Source organism: Bradyrhizobium sp. SRL28, from assembly GCF_018596315.1.
Taxonomy (GTDB): Bacteria; Pseudomonadota; Alphaproteobacteria; order Rhizobiales; family Xanthobacteraceae; genus Bradyrhizobium.
In genome coordinates this window covers 749,702-768,016 of record NZ_JAHEAG010000001.1, presented here as the reverse complement: position 1 = coordinate 768,016, position 18,315 = coordinate 749,702, and the positions used below count along the sequence as shown (strand labels likewise).

Below are 18,315 nucleotides of genomic sequence, written 5' to 3'. Positions count from 1 at the left end.
CCGCCAAGGGCAGCTTCTGGCGCCAAGCTGCCGTTCGTCCGCAAACAGCATCCCGTGACTAAGGAATAGAAAATCTATCAGTTTGATATCAGGCTCGGGGAAGGGCGCCTAGCCGCTCACAATGGGAAGCCGCGACATCAATGCTTCGGTGGCGTGTGCGAGCATTGGGGCGTGCGTCGCCCGCTTTCATCCCCTCCGAGCCAAACGCCGCCGTAGCGTCGGCCCACTGCCGCAGATTCTGCATCATGGCTGGATCAGTTTTGGTGAGCTTGTGGTGGGTTTTGCTTTAGCCGACTACAGGGGCGTTGGACTAAGTAATTGATTTATGGCGCAGCCGACACGATTCGGAAGGTGTGACCTTTGTCTTCGGAGGGCAACGCTAAACGACCGCCTGAAATAGCAATTTGAGATGGTTGCATGTCCCCGCAACCAACCGACAAGCTTCGCTCGAAAACCTATTTCTGCATGAAGTGCCAACCCCGGAATAACCCCGATTTCATCAGGAACGAACGCGCATAACCGGGGTCGAATGAAGCCAAAACTCTCGATTTTTCAGCACTATGCGGCGCGATAACCGGGTTCGGGACGCAGGGGTCGCAGGTTCGAATCCTGCCACTCCGACCACTTAATCTTGCCATTCATTTTTCACGGCTTTTTCTGATTGCTGGCGGTTCCCGAGTCAACCGCGGATTCCCTGCCGGAAACGAAACATAAACATGCGTTCTCGCGGCGCAATCGGCGTCCGAGGCTTGCTTGCGTCACCCTCGATCAGAGGAGGGTGCAGGGAATGCCGGGTGCTTGCTGCACCCGCGGTCTCGTGTGCAAATATTGCAGAGAGAGCGCACACGAGCATACAGGTACAGCCGGAGCACTCCGGCATTCCCTGCGCAATGGTTTGACGGCTTATGCCGAGCTCTCCCTGGAGACGAATTCGTCTTGCCTCCATCGCTGCCGGCTTGATGGCGGATCGATCCGGTTGGATCAAATTCGCCACCGACAGCTTGACACCAGCAACGGGTGCCAGAACCACACGGTTTTGCCGTACGCTTCAGCGCCGTACGTCTTGCGCGATGTGCTCGCTCACGGATAACCGCCCTGCAAACAACTTTTCGCGCCTGACGCTGCTGCGTCCACCACATCCCGCCTCGCGTTCGTGACGATCGCGATACGCCCCTCTTGTCGAGACGGGACGCGCGGAAATAGCCACTGATTTGGGGTGAGGGGGAAGCGGTTTATTTTTTCCGGGAAAACTGGACGACCCAAATCAGGTTGAAATTGCTCAAGAAATTAGATTTTTGGCGCGCTGCTTTTACGGTGCGATGGAGCGGGCCGATGACCGACTGCAAACTCGATTTATGTGCCGTGCCGCCGCTGCTATGTTTTTCCGATGGCCAACGGCCGGAGCTTTCTCGATGCATTTCCTCGCCGCCTTTTTCTTCGCGCTCCTGGCCGTGCTGCCGGCGTCGGCGCAGGTCGCCCCGACCGAGGCCGAGCTGCGCGCCTATGGCGGCCTGCATGCCGCCGCTGCCCGTGGTGATATCGCCGATATCGAAGCGCGCATAGCTGCTGCCGAAAACAAGGAAGCGCTCGACGCGCGTCATCGCACGCCGCTGCACGTCGCGGTCTACCAGAAGCAGCACGATGCCGCGCGCGCCCTGATCCGGCTCGGCGCCGATCCGAACAAGCTGGACGTCGATCGCTATGACATCATCACCATTGCAGCCGTCGCCAACGACGTGCCGATGCTCAGGATCGCGCTTGAAGGCGGCGGCAACCCGAAGGCTGTTACCAGCCGTTATGATGGCACGGCCCTGATTGCGGCCGCTCATCTCGGTCACGCCGAAGTCGTGCGGACACTGATTGCCGCCAAGGCGCCACTCGATCACGTCAACAATCTGCAATGGACCGCGCTGATCGAATCGATCGTACTCGGCGATGGCGGCAAGAACCACACCGAGACCTTGCGCGCATTGGTCGAGGCCGGCGCCGACGTCAACATTGCCGATGGCAGCGGATCGACGCCGCTCAAGCTCGCGCGAAGCCGCGGCTATCGCGACATGGTTGCGATTCTGGAGAGGGCCGGGGCGAAGTGACGCGTAGCCGCGAAAGCCTGCCGCCTCCGACGTCCAGTCGCCCGGATCGGGTTAAGAAATGTGCGCGGCCGCCATGTCCCGTCATCCGGAACGAGCGGCGGTCTTGGGCATCAGGAGGAAAGCCGCGAGGTAGAGCAGGCCCGTCACGATCAGCAGATTGTTGTAGCCGGTAACCAGCGCTGCATATTCCAGACAACCGCCGACGATCGCACCCAGCAGGTTGACCGCAAATGCCGACTGCGAGTCCGACGAGCTCTGGAAGCGCTTCGAGAAGGCCACGTTTGCGAGGTAGATCGGCAGGAACGCCAGCAGGGACGCAGCCAGCAGCCTGGGCGCGAAGGGGAGAGGCAGCAGCCACTCGGGACGGATGACCCAGGCCAGGGCCAGAGATGCGGCGATACCGGCGTAGACTACCGGCAGCGATGGCGTCCGGAACTTCCGCGTCGTCTCCACCGCAGCGAGCACGATGACCAGTACGCCGGCGAAGACCAGCGCGTTGACGAACCACGTGGTGCCGAAAAGGAGCGCAAAGGTCGCCACGTTCTTGGTCGACAGCAGCAGGAACGCCGCCCCAATGAAGAACAGGTCGGCATAGGGGCGCATGTCCCGCAGCGGCCCGCCCAGCGTGCGTACGGCGACCAGGGACGTCAGGAGAACAGCGAGAAGCGTAATCGTATAGAGCGCAGGGAACGAGCCGCCCTTGAAGTAGAGAAAGGGCGAATTGTCGGTTGCCGGAGCAATCGCGCTATGGCGTGAATCCGGGGTCCAGGTTGTTTCGCAGCGCTGGTCCGCGGCTGTCATCCCGATTGTGATGACCGCCTGTGCATCGTCGAATGTGTCGACGCATGGCGTGTGCCCGAATGCCGTAGCGGCGGTTCCGGCCAGCCTGTCGATGAGCCAGCGCTCGCGGTAGTAATTGTACATGGCGAAGGCGCCGTGGGGTTTCAGGTGCTCGCGCACGGAAGCCAGCGCTTCCTGCGTGAACAGGAATGACTCGAGCCGGATCTGCGAGGCCCCGCTGACCAGCGTCAGCGAGTCGGGCAGCGCGAAAAGAATGAGGTCGTACTTGCGGTCCGTGCTTTCGAGGAATGCCCGCCCATCATTCGTGTGCATCTTCACCCGCTTGTCGGCGTATGGCCGGTCGGGGTTCTGCTCCATGCCGATCCTGAGAATTTGCGGATCGATATCGACTGCATCGACATGGCGGGCCTGCTTGCTCAGGGCGATCGCCACGTCGGACCCGGACCCTGCTCCGATGATCAGAACGTCATCGAGGGGATTACCGGGCAGCCGAAGATAGGGCGTCCTGTAAATTCCTTCGCCCTGCTCCAGCTTCCACTTCGCGGGGGCCATCAACTGGTGGGGCACTCCGTTGACGCCGATGAGAAGCAGGTTCGAGCCCGCCACGTCGACTTCCTTGGTAGCGACCTTGTAGTAGGGAGACCAGCTTACGCCGGGAGCCAGCGTCTCTTGCAGCAGCTTGCCGACCAGCATCAGCGCCCATGCGCAAGTCACAAGCCGGCGGGACGGGCTGGCCAAGATCAGATAGAGTATGAACGCGACGAAACCCCAAGCCACCGACGGCGCATGCAGAAAGCTCAGCGCCGTGAACGCGGATATGCCGAGAAGCGATCCGATCAGATCGTAGCGGTAGGCCGTCAGGGGAGGCAGTTTGCCGAAACAGCGACCCACGACTTCGGCCGGCCCGGCCAAGACGACTGCGACCATCGCGAAAATGATCGGCAGTGCGAGCCAGGCGGGCGGGCCGCTGGCTTCGAGCGAGGTGAAATAGATTACGTCGGAGCCGGTCCGTTCGATCGTGACGGGGAACCATAGCACGCCCACGACGAGAATGCTCAGCAGCGGCATCGATGCCGGCCATATGGACCAGCTTTTCCTGCTGATGAGGAAGCCCGCGCCGATACCGAGGAACGAACCCAGGAGGACGAAATTCGAAAAATACGACAGGTGTATGACGTTCGCGCCGAGCCATCGGATCAACGCCAGTTCGAGGAAGAGCATAAGGCAGCTTGCCAGCACCAGTCGAACGACCGTGCGCCCCGGCGTGCTGCTGCTTGCCTCGGCATCGACCGTGACGTGTGGCGGGGCGCTGTCAGCCGGCGAAATGGAGTATGCTAGACCCGGTTCAACTCGAAGCAAAGTTCACCCCCTCTGTTCGCTGCGGTAGGGCAACGACCCTCTCGCGCGCGAAACGCAAACGGAAAGATCAGTCATGGCACCGTTTCTCAGGCAGCGGGCCAATGTACCGGATGGCGGTCAAGGGAGGATTAACGCAAGTTCGAGTTGCGGTTCGTCGCATGCGGTCCCCCGGGGAGATTGCATGGCGATTCCCAGCGCAATGTTAATGTGGGGGATCGTTACGGCTTGCTGCGGAGTGAGGTTAAGGATCGCTTAGCCGGCCGTATCGAATTGAAGGTATCGTCCATCGCAATTCATTCAGAGCCCGCGCGCATGGCGGCGCCCTGCAGGAGTTTACGCGTCTCGGCAAGGATTGAGAACGTGCAGCTCTGCGACTTTCATCCGGTTCGCGAAGCTACTTCCCTGAGCACTCCGCTTCTTCAATCTGCACTTCTTCTTCAATCTGCACGTCGAACCAGCCCAGATCGGTCAGCTCGCGTGCTTTCCTTTCGGCCGCCTCGCGACTTTCCCGCTTCAAAACGATGCAGCTCGTGCCGTCGCGGGCAAAAATGGAATAGGTCATTTGAATTCCTATTCTTCCTCTGAAAGCGAGGGAAAAAGGTCGCAGGCATTTTCGCACTGCGACCTGCGGGCAAAATAACTCAGTAATAAAAAAGCTCGATCCGCCAGCCCGATGCTTTCGATACTGACTCAAGCAGCGAGGACCGTGGAGTCCTAATTGCTGTTCCAGATCAAGGAACAGTGCCGCTGTTGCGGCCGTGCGACATGAATATGGTGGAAGCGACGTCTTGGAGTATCGGGCTTTTGTAATCCATTGGTGGTAATCCCGCGGAGGGGATGATCTGCAGTGGCGCAGCCTTTCCTATTGTCGTGCGAGCTGCGCCAATCCTTTCCAGTCGAAGCTGATGCCGTGGCCGGGCCGCGTCGGAGCCAGTGCCATGCCCTGGTCGAGGACGAGCGGGTGTTCGATATAGCGATCGAGCCCAAATCCGTGCGCTTCGAGATAGGAACGATTTGGGCAGGCTGCGAGAAGGTGGACTGTGATGTCGTGTGCGCCGTGGCTGGTGACCGGAAGATTGAACGCTTCTGCGAGCCGCGCGATCTTCACAAAGGCCGTGACGCCGCCGCAATTGGTGACGTCGGGCTCGGGATAAGACACCGCGCCGGCCGCGATATAGTTCTTGAACTCCCAGAGCGAGCGCAGGTTCTCGCCGGCCGCGATCGGCACGCCGCCGGCAGCCATGATGCGGGCATGACCGGCAATGTCATCGGGAATGATCGGCTCCTCGAGCCAGGTGAGATCGTAGGGCTGCAGGGCACGCGCGGCGCGGATGGCTTCCTCGACCGTCCATTTCATGTTGGCATCCGCCATCAGAGGAAAGCCGCTGCCGAGATGTTCGCGCATCGCCTGCACGCGCGCGACGTCGGATGCGAGATCCGGGCGGCCGACCTTCATCTTGATGGCGCGAAAGCCCTTGGCAAGATTATCGTCGGTCTGTTTGAGAAGCGCTTCGACGGAAAGATCGAGGTCGATGCCGCCGGCGTAACAGGGCACGCGGGCGTCGAAGCCACCGAGCAGGCGAAACAGCGGCAGATTGGCGCGGCGCGCCTTCAGGTCCCACAGCGCGATATCGAGCGCCGAGAGCGCCAGCACGGGCGGTCCGCCGCGCCCGCCATAATGCAGGCCCCACCAAACGTGATGCCAGATGGCCTCGGTGTCGTCGGCTTGCCGGCCCTCGATCAGTTCAGGGATCTCCCGCCTGAGGATGTCTGCAATCGCGCCGCCATTGCGGCCGACGGTGTAGGTATAGCCCGTGCCTTCAGCCCCGTCTGAATCGCGAACGCGGCATGTCACCAATTCGAAGGCTGCGATTTCGCCATGCGTGCTGTCGGAGAGGGTAACCGTCAACGGAATTCGATAGAGGCCAGTCTCGACCGTTTTGATGAGTGCCATTGATTTCCACCCGGGTTTTCTTCGTGCATGTTCAGTTGGGAACGCCAATAACTCGGTTTGGCTGCCTTCCACTTCCGTTCACTTTACCGTGGTCCCGTCTAACGCACCACGTCGGCACCGCGCGCATGCGTTGCGGCTGTTCGCAGGACCTTAAGTTTGCGTAACCTCATTGCAGCCGAGCGCGTCTGAACCATCTAGGTGACAGGCGGGAGCGTTTAAACCTGCCCTTCAACTGACACCCAGCAGCCGTGCTCAGAAAGGCGAGCTGGGTCCTTTTGAAATCAGGTCCTGCCTCACTGGCCTCAGGGCGACGATGATGTCTATCCCCCAATTTCGAACTGCCCGCTGGTCGTGGTGGTCAACGCCCGGGCGCGGGAGAGCCGAGAACCGATCTCGCGTGGGACTGGCAGAGAGCTAAAGCCCGCTAACTCCCGCGATTACCGCTCACAGGTCCGCAACAAAGTGCTAGGCTCCTCCTTGCCCCAGCTACGAATTTTGCCTGGCCGTTCGGAGGGCGCTGTGAGGGAGCACCGGCTTCAAAGGCGATTAGCGGCGATCTTGGCTGCCGACGTGGTCGGTTACTCTGCGTTGATGCAACGCGCTGAGGAGGCCACCTACGCTGAGTTCGAGCGGCTGAAGCGCGAAGTAATCGAGCCTGGCCTCTCCCGCTACGACGGGCGACTGATCAAGACCACGGGTGACGGTGCATTGGCCGAGTTCGCAAGTCCGTCGGCTGCGGTGCGATGCGCGGTGGAGATACAGGAAAGCATCGCGTCAGGCCGAAGCTCCCTTAAGCTACGCATTGGAGTCAATCTCGGGGAGGTTATCGTCGGGGCTGACGGCGATCTTTTTGGCGACGGGATCAACATTGCGGTCCGGCTGGAGGGGGTCGCCGATCCGGGCGGCATCCTGATTTCCGAGAAGGTGTACAGCGAAGTCGAAGGCAAGCTGGACGCTGGCTTCGAGGACCGGGGCGAACAGCAGCTCAAGAACATCGCCAAACCGGTCCGCGCTTTTGCCGTACGCGCAGGAGCGTTTAGCGCACTGAGCGATAGGCTGAGTGCGGCCCCGCCACTTCCCGACAAGCCCTCCATCGCCGTGCTGCCGTTCGAGAACATGAGCGGCGATCCCGAGCAGGAATACTTCTCGGACGGAATGGTTGAGGAGATCATCACCGCGCTTTCGCGGTTCAAATGGTTGTTCGTCATCGCTCGCAATTCGAGCTTTACGTTCAAAGGCAAAGCCGTTGATATCAAGGAGGTCGGACGCAGGCTTGGCGTCCGCTATGTCCTTGAGGGGTCCGTGCGCAAGGCGGCGGGGAAAGTTCGCATCACGGGGCAATTGATTGATGCGATTACGGGGGCACACATTTGGGCGGACAGGTTCGAGCGTGACTTGACAGACGTTTTTGCTCTCCAGGACGAAGTCACTGTCGCCGTTGTCTCAGCCATTCAGCCAAAATTGCTTCAAACAGAAATTGCAATGGCAACGCGGCGGCGACCGGAGAGCCTCACCGCCTATGATTTTCATCTCCGAGCCATGCAACAGTCTTACCTAACGACCCGCGAAGGGGTGGCCGAGGCGCTAAGGCTGGCGCATCGCGCGTTGGAGCTGGACCCGCGGTTCGGCGCCGTCGCTGCTCTGGCAGGCCTCTGTCGCATGCGCAACGTCGTTTGGGGCCATGCTGTCGATTCTCAATTCGACCGCAAGGAAGCGGTTCGGCTTCTTCACCTGGCATTGAGCGTCGATGAGGGGGATGCACAAACGTTGGCATGGGTTTCCATAACTTCGGCGCATATGATTGGCGATTATGAAAGTGAGACCGAAATGGCGGACCGGGCGGTCGCGCTAAACCCAAACTTATTTGACGCATGGTTCTGTAGAGGTTGGGTCTATAAAGTTGCGGGGCTACCGGAGGAGGCGATCCGGAGCTTCGAACGCGCCATTCGCATGAGCCCGGTTGACCCGCTGCTCCACCGGTCGTTTACTGGGATGGGGTATGCCCTCATCGAGCTTGGTCGGTTTGACGAGGCCATCGCCGCAGGGAAGAAAGCCCTACGTCAGAACCCCTCCTTTTCGACAGCTTACCGCTGTCTCGCGTCCGCCTTCACCCATCTCGGACGCGACGCCGAGGCGCGTGAGGCGGCGGCGCACCTGCTTGAGACCGATCCCGCTTTTACAATATCTGGGTATGTCGCTCGGGGCGGGCAATCAAACTCGAAGCTGTTGATTGAGGGTCTTCGGAAAGCGGGGTTGCCCGAGTAGCTCTCCATCCCTTGAGGTGATCGAACGGCGGCACTCTGGATGTCCACTTCCGAGGGGTGGGGACAAGTCCGCGGGCATTCCGGATCTATGAGTACCTAAAGCTGCCGATCAGCTTCAAGAAGGCCATAGCCTTCGGAGGAGAGTTTCTATATCCCGGCCGTCATTCCCAATCGGCCGATGCCCGGAAGCTTCAGCGCGGGCCGGCGAATGTCGAGTCCCAACACCACGCCCAGCAAATTGACTTCCAGGCCTTCGACCCATGCGATGGTGAGACCAAAATAACCTCCGAGGGAAGCGTATGCCCCGGTACCGGACGGGGTCAGCCCGAACCATTCACCTCGATAGGGGTAGTCCTTTCCAATGGCGGTCGGCGGCAAGACCGTCTTGAGTTCGGGAACCGCATCCAGCACAGCCTGGACAAAGGTATTGGAGTTCGGTCCCGGCCATGCGTTGTAGTCGCCATAGGCACGAAACTTATAGTTCTCGATGACGTGACGGATCTTGGGAATTAGTCGGCTGGCTTCAGGGCCGTCGACAGCGGCAATGGTTTCGGGGGCGGCGCCAAACCACCGTGCATCGGCCGCGAATCCGTTGGTGCGAATAGGCTCGCCCCAGGCGGTATAGTCATAACGCGTGTACGTAGAAGCATTCTGCTCTTTGACGACGATCCAGGTGTGGATGGCGAATATCGCCTTCCATCGAACCGTGCGCGCACCGTAAACCCGGATTACTGCTTCGGAATGCTGGGATGGCAGCGGCAACAGGCCAGCGCTGGAGCGGTCTGCCGTCTGCCAATTTCCCCGGGATTCGCCAAACCAGTAGCGCCCGGCCGACACGCCGACCGGGAAAAAGACCAACACCAAAAGGATTGCAGCTGATTTGAGCAACGGAAAACGCGAGGGCATGAGTGAAAGTGAAGATGACAATCCTGATATAGTTCGCGTCGTCGCTGGCGCCAGAGCCGCCGGACCACCGAAACGCCGGACGAAAGCGGTCGTGTTACCGGATCGCCCTGCTGCCGCCCTATAGGGTGGCGATAGCAGGGTCGCAGGAAAGCGGATCGGGGCGACGAAAGTATGCGAGCACTCCGGCAAGGATTTGTTGCGGGGCTGATTGTTACAGCACTGCTCGCGAGCGTCGATCGCTCGCTAGTCCTCCAACGGCGACGCGCGTCCTTCCCAGTTTCGAGACATTCAAATTACTAAACGCAGGCGATAGCTTGATGGCGGCTACATCAGGGCGTATCGGTCCTCGGCGTTGAGCGCAGAGTTCGCATTTCTGGGCATTGTGGCCTCTGCGGCCGCTCGCCGTGGCGCGAACAAAGAAGAGGACGCCGAGTAATCATGCAGCCAGTTTCTGACAGCGAATCTGCCGGCGCAGAGATGCATCGGTCCATCATGATAGCCTTCTGCGATGTCCTCCGTGCCACCAAGCTTCCGCCCATGGAGGTGATGAGTCTCGCCGCGTCCGCGCTCGGAGCTATCTACAAGGAAGTCGCCGATCAGCATCGCTCCGATGGCGGTTGTCCCTGCGGCTGGAAGCCTGATCTGCACGCGGATGTCGAGGCTCTGCAGGCCGCGCTGGCAGCGACAATACGAGCTATCCCGCCTGCGGACTTGCGCGCCATGCAGGCTGTTGGACGTGCTTGAGCCATGATCGGCGTTCGCTAGCTTCGACAATAAGCGCATTTCTGAAGCAAGATCGCAATTCTCATGCGATCATTCGCGCTGCCGATTTTGAGTATTTCTAATTTCGCCTGATGCAGCAGCATAAGTGCAGCCACCTCGCGTAGAACAGGCGCAAGTGCTCCGCGATCATATGGCAGCCGCGCAAAAATAGTGCGGCTCACGGTGGGAAAAACATCGTCGTCAAACGTCTTAACTCGGAGGTGCCGCAGTGCCGCGGCCGGTTTTGACGGGAACGCTCATACGACAGCACGCCATGCATGGCGCGGGAAGTTTCCTGCCTCATGACGTGCGCTGGCGAACGACGATGAAAGATTGAAACGATGATTTGTGTGATGACGAAGCTGGCCGGAGCCCTCGTGACAGGCCGCCGGGTTGCGTGGATGACGTTGACGGCGCTTGTCGTGTCGGCTGGTATCTCCGGCCCGGTGGCGGCCCAGCAGGTGGAGCCATCGGTTCAGGCGCAACCGGCGTCACCGCTGCCGTCGTCTCCTGCATCTTCCGCGCCCGACGCGGAGCGGCCGGCATCAGCGACATCTGCAGGCGCGGATGCTCCGGTATCCGCGGCGCCGATGCCGCAGGCGTCGCCGGTGGTGGCCGAACCCTCGGCCGCTGCGCCGGTATCTTCGAATGCGCCAGCTGCCGCCCAGGCGGCCGGCCCCGCGACGCTTCCGCACGATCTGTCGCCGTGGAGCATGTTCATGCAGGCGGACATGGTCGTGAAGGCGGTGATGATCGGCCTTGCCTTCGCGTCGCTCTTGACCTGGACGGTATGGCTGGCCAAGGGCGTCGAACTCACCGGCGCCAAACGCAACGCACGCAGCGCCACGCGCAAGCTGAGTGACGCCGACAGCCTTGCGGACGCATCACGGCAGATCAATGCCGGATGGACGAAGAATGGCCGCGTCGCCGATCTTGTCAACGCAGCGCTTCGGGAGTTGCAGCGCTCGGCTGACCTGTCCGCCGAGGGGATCAAGGAGCGTCTCGCGATCGCGCTGTCCCGCGTCGAAGCGAAAGCGAGCCGTGACATGGCGCGGGGCACCGGGCTTCTCGCAACGATCGGCGCGACGGCGCCGTTCGTCGGCCTGTTCGGCACGGTGTGGGGCATCATGAATTCGTTCATCGGCATCTCGCAATCGAAGACGACGAACCTCGCCGTCGTCGCGCCCGGCATCGCCGAAGCATTGCTCGCCACCGCGATCGGCCTTGTCGCGGCTATTCCGGCTGTCATCATCTACAACGTATTTGCCCGCGCCATAGCCGGCTACCGCGCATTGCTGTCGGACGCTTCGGGCGAAGTCCTGCAGCACATGTCGCGCGATCTGGAGCGTCAGGAGAAAGGCATTGCGCCCGCAAGAACCATCCGTGCCGTTCCGAATATGGGCACCATTGCATCAGCGGCGGAGTGAGCGATCATGGCAGTCTCGCTCAGGGACCCGCAGGACGGCGACCTCGCCGAACACTCCGAGATCAACGTCACGCCCTTTATCGACGTCATGCTAGTCCTGCTCATCATCTTCATGGTGGCGGCTCCCTTGTCGACCGTCGATGTCGCGGTGGATTTGCCGGTCTCCAGCGCGCCGCCGCAGGCGCGACCGGACAAGCCGATCTTTCTCAGCGTCAAACCGGACCTCACGCTGGCGCTTGGCAACGATGATGTGCCGCGTGGCGCGTTGCAGGCGACGCTCGACCGGCAGACCAACAGCGATCGCCAGCAGCGGATATTCCTGCGCGCTGACGGCGTGGTCGCCTATCGCGATCTGATGGGCGTGATGAATCTGCTGCGCGGTGCGGGGTATCTCAAGGTCGCGCTGGTCGGGCTGGAAGATACCGGGCAGGGCGGCGCAATCGGCGGACAGTTGCCGGGCGTATCACCCGCGGCGCAACAGGCCGCGCCGGCGACGCGGCCATGAGATTCGGCTGGCGTGATCCCGACGCGCGGCCGGATGGCGTCGCGCTGCGCTCCGTGCTGCGATGGACGCTGGCGGGCGCCGCGGTCGCAGGGCTGCATGCGGGCGGGATTTGGCTGGCGCTCAACCGCGAGGAAGCCTCGGCGGCGGGTGAACCGCCGGCCGCCGTAATGATGGAGTTGGCGCCGTTGGCTGTTGCGCCCGAAGCGCCGCCGGATCAACTGCCACCCGATGAACGGATGACCGAGGCGCAGCCTTCTCCCATGCAAGAAGAGAACGACAAGCCTGTTGAATTGCCGGAGGAGAAGCCCGAGCCGGATGTCGTGGAGGCGAAGAAGCCCGTTGAGGACGTTCTGTTGCCGCCGGTGCCGCTGGAAATCGAGACGCCGAAGCTGCCGGAGATGACGAACGCGGAAGCCACCTTGACGCCGTCGCCGCCCAAGCCTGCCCCGAAGCCACCGCCAAAAAAGAAGGCGGAGCGCAAGAAGCCGGACGACCGCAAGATAGATCGCACCACGGCGCCGCTGGCGACGTCAAATCCGCGCGCGGATCGGGCGGCCGCGCCGTCGTCGAGTTCGGCGTTCAATCCCTCGACATCGCCCGCCACATGGAAGAGCAGCGTCAACGCTCACCTCAATCGGCATAAAGGTGGAAACCCGAATGGAGCAATGGGGACGGTCGTGGTGGCTTTCACCATCAATCGCTCGGGCGGTGTGGTGAGTTCGCGTCTCGTCCGAAGCTCCGGAGATCCGGTGCTGGACGCGAAGGCTGTTTCGACGCCCCGCAGCGCCAGTCCGGTACCGGCACCCCCGCCGGACGTGGCAGGCAGCACGATCGAGCTCGCCCTTCCCATCCGGTACGGCAGCCAGTGAAGCAGGACGATGCCGTTGAAAATCAACAGATCGATCTCAGGATTTTCGGGAGGCAACGCATGACACGCACTACTCGCAATCTCAGTCGTGCCCAGCAAGCCCGGCTGCGCAATGAAGCCGTTCGACTGAAAGACGCCGGGTTTGACTACATCCAGATCGGCCGCAAACTCGATGTGACGACCATCGCTGCGCGCGACCTGTGTATGCGGCATCAGCGGTTCGCCAAACGGCAGTCGGGATTGTCTGATGTGCGGAGGTTGCCGCACAGGGTAATTCAGCTATTTCTGAACGGGCGCTATGCAGAGTTCATCGGCCAGACAGTTTCCATCCGCGCCAGGTATCTGGCAGATATTGCGTCATTGTATTCGAAGAGCAACTTGTTGTGCGAGCAGAGTGTCGGGCGCATCACCGTTGGCCGCATCGAGCAGTGGCTGGCGGCGCAGGATCGGCGCTTTCGTTCGCCTGATGAAAGCGTTGCCGAGGTGATCTGCCGATTTCGCCCCCGTCCGGCACGGAGCGCCGGACGCCGGGCCTCTGAGGCACCCAATCCGGCGAGCGGGTCTGCGGCTTGGAGCCTATCTAAACATCCGCAGTTGTGAAACGCCTGAGGCACTATTAGAGAGAAGCAGGTTGGGGCCTCGCGATAGCTGGCTGTCGAACAGTCCAGGTTTTGAGTCCGGGCAGGGATGAGAGGGACCAGCATTTATTTGTGACGGCCGTGCGTGCGATGAAAATCGCAGGTGGGGGATTTGATTTGCGCGACCGTTTCGCAATCCGGCAATCGGTCCGCGCCAGTCGTCCGGTGGAGCGCTTGACGTGAAGGGGAGCGATACCCGCAGCGTGATTTTTCTCGCACATCGTGCAGCTCTGATCGAATATGCGACACCCATTCTCGGCTCCCGCGAGACGGCCGAGGATATCGTGCAGGAAGCATTCCTCAAATTCGTGCCGCCCCGGCCGGCAGCCGACGTGCCCGAGCAGCCCGCGGCCTATCTCTACCGCATCGTCCGCAATCTCTCCCTCGATCTCTTGCGGCGCAAGAAGCTCGAAAGCCGGGATCCACTCGACGAAACGTCCTATTGGGCGGTGCCGCGGCCCGAGGCCTCGCCGGAACAGAACGCGCTGTTGCGCGACGACATCCGGCAGATCGCGGCGATGCTGGCTGAAATGCCGACAGAAACCAGGATCGCCGTCGAAATGCACCGTTTTGGAGGGCACAAGCTCCAGGACATTGCGGCGCATCTCGGTCTCTCGGTCGCAACGGTGCACCGGATGATCCACACGGCGCTGGTGGATATCGCCAAGCGAACCGGTCGCGAGCAGACGTGACATAATTCTCCCGGTGTGAAAAAGAATCCCGACTTGTTCGTCTATTCAAGGCAGGCGAGACATGGATCGCGTGCTCTGGGGATGGGGCTCGGGACGAGGATCGCTGGATGTCGCTGAATGAGAATGGAGGTAAGCCCGAAGCCCTGCTTGACGAGGCGGCCAGCTGGCTGCTGCGTCTTCGGGAAGCGGCGGGCGACGCGCGCGTACAGGACGACTTCAGCGCCTGGCTTTCACGCTCCAGCGAGCACCGCGCTGCGTGGCACCGGGTCCGGGAAAGCTGGCATCTGCTGGGCGAAAGCAAGCCCGTGTACGAGCATGTCTGGCGGCCACGGTCGTTGCAGACAACGTCAACTGGCGCTGGCAAGGGATCCCGCGTCCAGCCTGGAAATCAATCGCGCGCGACGCGGCGGCGGTGGCAGTGGGTGGCGACCATTTCAGCCGCTGGTCTCGCTGCCTGCCTGCTCGTCGTTGCCGTCCCTTCGCTTCTGTTGCGGCTGGAGGCAGACTATCTCACCACGACTGCACAAAGCCGGCTGGTGACGCTCGAAGATGGTACGACCGTCTATCTCGCCGCTGACAGCGCCATCAAGACGGACTTTTCGGCAAGCCGGCGTCAGGTCCAGTTGCTGGCGGGGGAGGCGTTCTTTGATGTGACCCGCAATCCGGCGCGGCCGTTCATCGTCGATGCCAGCGGGGTGAAGGTCGAAGTGACGGGAACGGCCTTCGATGTCCGTCTCGCATCGTCGGTGACGCAGGTGGAGCTGGCGCGGGGCGCAGTCGGCGTCTCCTCCAATGCGGCCCCGCGCACATCTCCCGCCGTGCTGGCTCCGGGCCAGATGCTGGTCGTCGACCGCAAGTCGGGTGCGATGACAAAAAGCGATATCGCGCCAGAGGACATTGGCGCATGGCGCGAGGGCAGGCTGTTCGTCAACGACGCAACGATCGGCGCCGTCGTCGAACAGATACAGCGCTATCACGCGGCATGGATCGCCGTCCCTGACGTCACGCTGGCGCAGCAGACGGTCACCGGCCTGTATGACCTGCGCGATCCCGACCGTGCGCTGCGTGCGCTGGTGCAACCGTACGGCGGCAAGGTTCACGAGGTCTCCCGCTTCGCTCGCATCGTTTCGCGACTTTAAGTCGAATCTAAACTGCGAAGCCGTTTCTCGCGCCCAATGCGCGATAATCCTGAAAAAAAATATCGAGCCGATCGTCTTTAGTCGGGAAGCGCATTCGAAAAGAAAATGCGCGGCGGCAGACTAGAGTACGGGGCTTTGATGTGCGTTTCGAAGACGACAATATTTAATCAAATCAGCGAAAGAGCAGCGAACGTTGCACAGATGGCGTGCCTTGTTGCGGCGCTGGTCGCGGCGGACAGCGCCTCGCGTGCATTCGCGCAAGGCTCGCCCGGTTCTGGAATAGTTCAAGTTCAGGGTGGTGACGCAGCCGCGCCGCGAAACTTCAACATTCCCGCGCAGCCACTCGGTCCTGCGTTGAATGCCTTCGGTCGCCAGTCCGGCCTGCAGGTGACGTTATCAGCGGCAACGTCGCGCGGGCTGACATCCAATGCCGTCAACGGCAGCTTCACCCCGGAGCAGGCGCTGTCGCTTATGTTGCGAAACACGGGTATCACGTTTCTCGTCACGGCCGATCGCACAGCGGTTATCGGGGCGACGACCTCGCCGGCGGCGGAGTCGTCCGTCCCTGGTGCAATCCAGCTCGATACATTGGAAGTATCGGGCGGACGAAATGCCATTTCGGGCTCCGGCTATCAGGGGACGCCGGACTGGGTGTATCAGGCGCCCGCGGCCGTCAGCGTGATCTCGCGCGAGGCGATCGAGAACAGTCCAACCCGCAACGCCCGCGATCTGCTCGACAACGTCGCCGGCGTCTATGCCAACCGCTCGGAAGCGCAGAACCCGGGCATCAGCGTCAATATCCGCGGCCTTCAGGATCAGGATCGCATCGCCAACATGATCGATGGCGCGCGGCAAAGTTTTCAGCGCAGTGCGCACGGCTCTACGCAGCGTACCTATATCGATACGGCCTTTATTCGTGCCATCGACGTCGAGAAAAGTACGACGTCCGGCGTCGGCAGCGCCGGTGCGCTCGGCGGTTCTGTCAATTACCGAACCCTTCTGGCTGAGGACCTGATCGCGCCGGGCAAACAATACGGCGGCCAGGTCAACCTCACCACCGGGACCAACCAGTTCAATTTCGACGGTTCGACGGCGGCTGCGGTGCGTCTGTCCGATCGCTTTTCCGTTCTCGGCGGCATCAGCTACAAGAACATCGGTGCCTATGACATCGGCAAGAACGGCACCATCAACAGTGCGGCGACCTATGCCGGGGACGTGTTGCTGTTCTCCGGCCAGGAGGTCCGCTCCAGCATTCTGAAAGCCGAAGGGCAGGTCACGGAGGACGTCAAGGTTACGCTTGGCTGGTTGCGGAATGATTCCAAGTTCAACACCGGAAACTACGACTTCGTGCTGAGCAATGGCAACCTGGTTAAGGCGACGGAAGGTGTCGTCAACAACACCTTTACCTCTGCGCTCGACTGGAAGCCCGACAGCGAGCTGATCGATCTGAAGGCCCGCCTCTACTACAACAACATCAGGAACAACAAGGTCGAGCAAGGCTCGGTCCTGTCGACGGGGCCGTCGAACTACGTCATGGGGACACTCGGCGGTAGCGTCGAGAACACCAGTCGTTTCGACACGCTTCTGGGAGCTCTGGCTCTCAACTACGGCATGGAAGCCTTCAGCGACGACGGCAAGACCGCTCTCACGCGCGGCTATGTAGCCAACGGCACTGACTACTCGAGCACGCTTTCGGGCGGCACGCCGAGTGGCAAGCGCGACGTCGTCAGTGGTTTCGGCAACGCAAAAATAACTCCCACAGACTGGCTGACCGTTTCAGGTGGCTTGCGTTACGACTGGTACCATGCGGAGGGTACAACGACGATCTACGGGAACGAGACGCAGGACATCATCGGTTACACCGTTATTCCCGCTGTACCTCCTACGCCGCGGGTCTGCTGGCCTTCACCGCCGTTCCCTCCCAATTTTCGATGCACTGGAGGCACTCCTGGCATTCCCGCTCAATTCGTGCCGATACTCGGGCCGAAATACTTCAAGAGACATGACGTCAAGGTCGATAACTCCGGCGGAGCGTTGCTGCCGACAATGACCATCGCGGTGAAGCCCGTCGACTGGCTTCAGCCGTTCGTCAAATACTCGAAGAGCTACCGGCCGCCGACCATCATGGAGTCGTTTCTCAACGGCGGGCACGACGGGCCCAGCGTCAATGGCTATGCGCCGAATCCGTATCTCAGGCCGGAGCGTGGCGACACCTATGAGCTCGGCACGAACATTTTTCGCAATGGAATATTTTCGGAGCGCGACACCTTCCGCTTCAAGGCGGTCGGCTTCTATCGCGAGATCACGGACTATATCAGTTTCGGCTACATCTACAATTCGGAGGCCCAGCGCCAGTATGGTTCATACGTGAATCTCGACGGCGTGACTCGCATGAAGGGTCTCGAGATCGAGGCCAACTACGATGCACGGGTGATCTATATCGGGGGCACGCTGACGCGCATCGATACCGAATTTTCCGACAGCTTTACCTCACCGTCAGGAAACAGCATCCCGATCAACCGCGGCAGGGGCGCCGCCGTGATCTTCGAGCAACCGAAGTTGCGGGTCACACTTGATGCGGGTGTGCGCCTGTTCGAAGAAAAGCTAACGTTGGGCGGCCGCATCACCGACGTCTCGAAGACGGAGCCGGCGCTGGGCTCGCTTCGGAGCGGCTACGAGATGGCTGGCTACAGAATATACGACATCTACGGCTCCTATGCCTTCGATCCGATGACGAAGCTGCGCTTTTCGGTCACCAATCTCACGGACGTTGCTTACGCGCCGGCCCTTGGCGCCAATTTCTTCGCCGCGCCCGGACGAACGGCAACGGTATCGCTCAACTACAAATTCTAGGAATTCCACGGTCACAGGCTGTGGATGCGAGGTTCGCCGTGGGGCGAACAGATGA

General features: G+C 61.1%; 14 protein-coding genes. 10 read left to right on the top strand and 4 right to left on the bottom strand.

Going from position 1 to position 18,315, the window contains the following annotated elements:
- Positions 1 to 1,412: 1,412 nt before the first annotated feature.
- Positions 1,413 to 2,093 carry an ankyrin repeat domain-containing protein gene (locus tag KIP88_RS03735; protein WP_214486487.1) on the top strand — a complete coding sequence of 227 codons (681 nt, stop codon included), beginning with the start codon at positions 1,413 to 1,415 and terminating at the stop codon, positions 2,091 to 2,093.
- A gap of 81 nt (positions 2,094 to 2,174) precedes the next feature.
- On the opposite strand, the gene KIP88_RS03730 is transcribed toward KIP88_RS03735, so the two are convergent.
- The 3 genes from KIP88_RS03730 to KIP88_RS03720 form a co-directional block, all read right to left on the bottom strand.
- On the bottom strand, positions 2,175 to 4,115 hold the full coding sequence (locus KIP88_RS03730; protein ID WP_214486486.1) for a spermidine synthase: 1,941 nt from the start codon (positions 4,113 to 4,115) through the stop codon (positions 2,175 to 2,177).
- A gap of 532 nt (positions 4,116 to 4,647) precedes the next feature.
- Positions 4,648 to 4,815: a hypothetical protein gene (locus KIP88_RS03725; protein WP_214486485.1), complete on the bottom strand. Its 168-nt coding sequence runs from the start codon at positions 4,813 to 4,815 to the stop codon at positions 4,648 to 4,650.
- A 300-nt stretch (positions 4,816 to 5,115) separates the two neighbouring features.
- Positions 5,116 to 6,207, bottom strand: coding sequence for a mandelate racemase/muconate lactonizing enzyme family protein (locus KIP88_RS03720; RefSeq protein WP_214486484.1), 1,092 nt, complete (start codon positions 6,205 to 6,207; stop codon positions 5,116 to 5,118).
- Positions 6,208 to 6,765: 558 nt separating this feature from the next.
- On the opposite strand from KIP88_RS03720, the gene KIP88_RS03715 reads away from it, so the two are divergent.
- Positions 6,766 to 8,472, top strand: a complete 1,707-nt coding sequence (locus tag KIP88_RS03715) for an adenylate/guanylate cyclase domain-containing protein (RefSeq protein WP_214486483.1) — start codon at positions 6,766 to 6,768, stop codon at positions 8,470 to 8,472.
- A gap of 146 nt (positions 8,473 to 8,618) precedes the next feature.
- On the opposite strand, the gene KIP88_RS03710 is transcribed toward KIP88_RS03715, so the two are convergent.
- Entirely contained in the window at positions 8,619 to 9,377 is a 759-nt protein-coding gene (locus tag KIP88_RS03710) for a DUF3750 domain-containing protein (RefSeq protein WP_214486482.1), read from the bottom strand.
- A gap of 438 nt (positions 9,378 to 9,815) precedes the next feature.
- Here KIP88_RS03710 and KIP88_RS03705 point away from each other — a divergent pair, with 438 nt between their 5' ends.
- From KIP88_RS03705 to KIP88_RS03670, 8 genes are all read left to right on the top strand, one after another.
- On the top strand, positions 9,816 to 10,121 hold the full coding sequence (locus tag KIP88_RS03705; RefSeq protein ID WP_214486481.1) for a hypothetical protein: 306 nt from the start codon (positions 9,816 to 9,818) through the stop codon (positions 10,119 to 10,121).
- Between the two features lie 371 nt (positions 10,122 to 10,492).
- Entirely contained in the window at positions 10,493 to 11,566 is a 1,074-nt protein-coding gene (gene exbB / locus KIP88_RS03700; protein WP_249790469.1) for a tonB-system energizer ExbB, read from the top strand.
- Between the two features lie 6 nt (positions 11,567 to 11,572).
- Positions 11,573 to 12,070 carry a TonB system transport protein ExbD gene (exbD, locus tag KIP88_RS03695; protein ID WP_214486480.1) on the top strand — a complete coding sequence of 166 codons (498 nt, stop codon included), beginning with the start codon at positions 11,573 to 11,575 and terminating at the stop codon, positions 12,068 to 12,070.
- On the top strand, positions 12,067 to 12,939 hold the full coding sequence (locus KIP88_RS03690; RefSeq protein WP_214486479.1) for a TonB family protein: 873 nt from the start codon (positions 12,067 to 12,069) through the stop codon (positions 12,937 to 12,939). Before exbD ends, KIP88_RS03690 begins: the two co-directional genes overlap by 4 nt.
- Positions 12,936 to 13,538, top strand: coding sequence for a hypothetical protein (locus KIP88_RS03685; protein ID WP_214486478.1), 603 nt, complete (start codon positions 12,936 to 12,938; stop codon positions 13,536 to 13,538). The genes KIP88_RS03690 and KIP88_RS03685 overlap by 4 nt, the downstream gene beginning before the upstream one ends.
- A gap of 217 nt (positions 13,539 to 13,755) precedes the next feature.
- Complete coding sequence (locus KIP88_RS03680; RefSeq protein WP_214486477.1) at positions 13,756 to 14,268, top strand: sigma-70 family RNA polymerase sigma factor; 513 nt, start codon at positions 13,756 to 13,758, stop codon at positions 14,266 to 14,268.
- A 107-nt stretch (positions 14,269 to 14,375) separates the two neighbouring features.
- Positions 14,376 to 15,407, top strand: coding sequence for a FecR family protein (locus KIP88_RS03675; protein WP_214486476.1), 1,032 nt, complete (start codon positions 14,376 to 14,378; stop codon positions 15,405 to 15,407).
- Positions 15,408 to 15,608: 201 nt separating this feature from the next.
- Positions 15,609 to 18,260 (top strand): TonB-dependent receptor, encoded by a 2,652-nt coding sequence (locus KIP88_RS03670; RefSeq protein ID WP_214486475.1) that lies wholly within the window; start codon positions 15,609 to 15,611, stop codon positions 18,258 to 18,260.
- Positions 18,261 to 18,315: the final 55 nt, after the last annotated feature.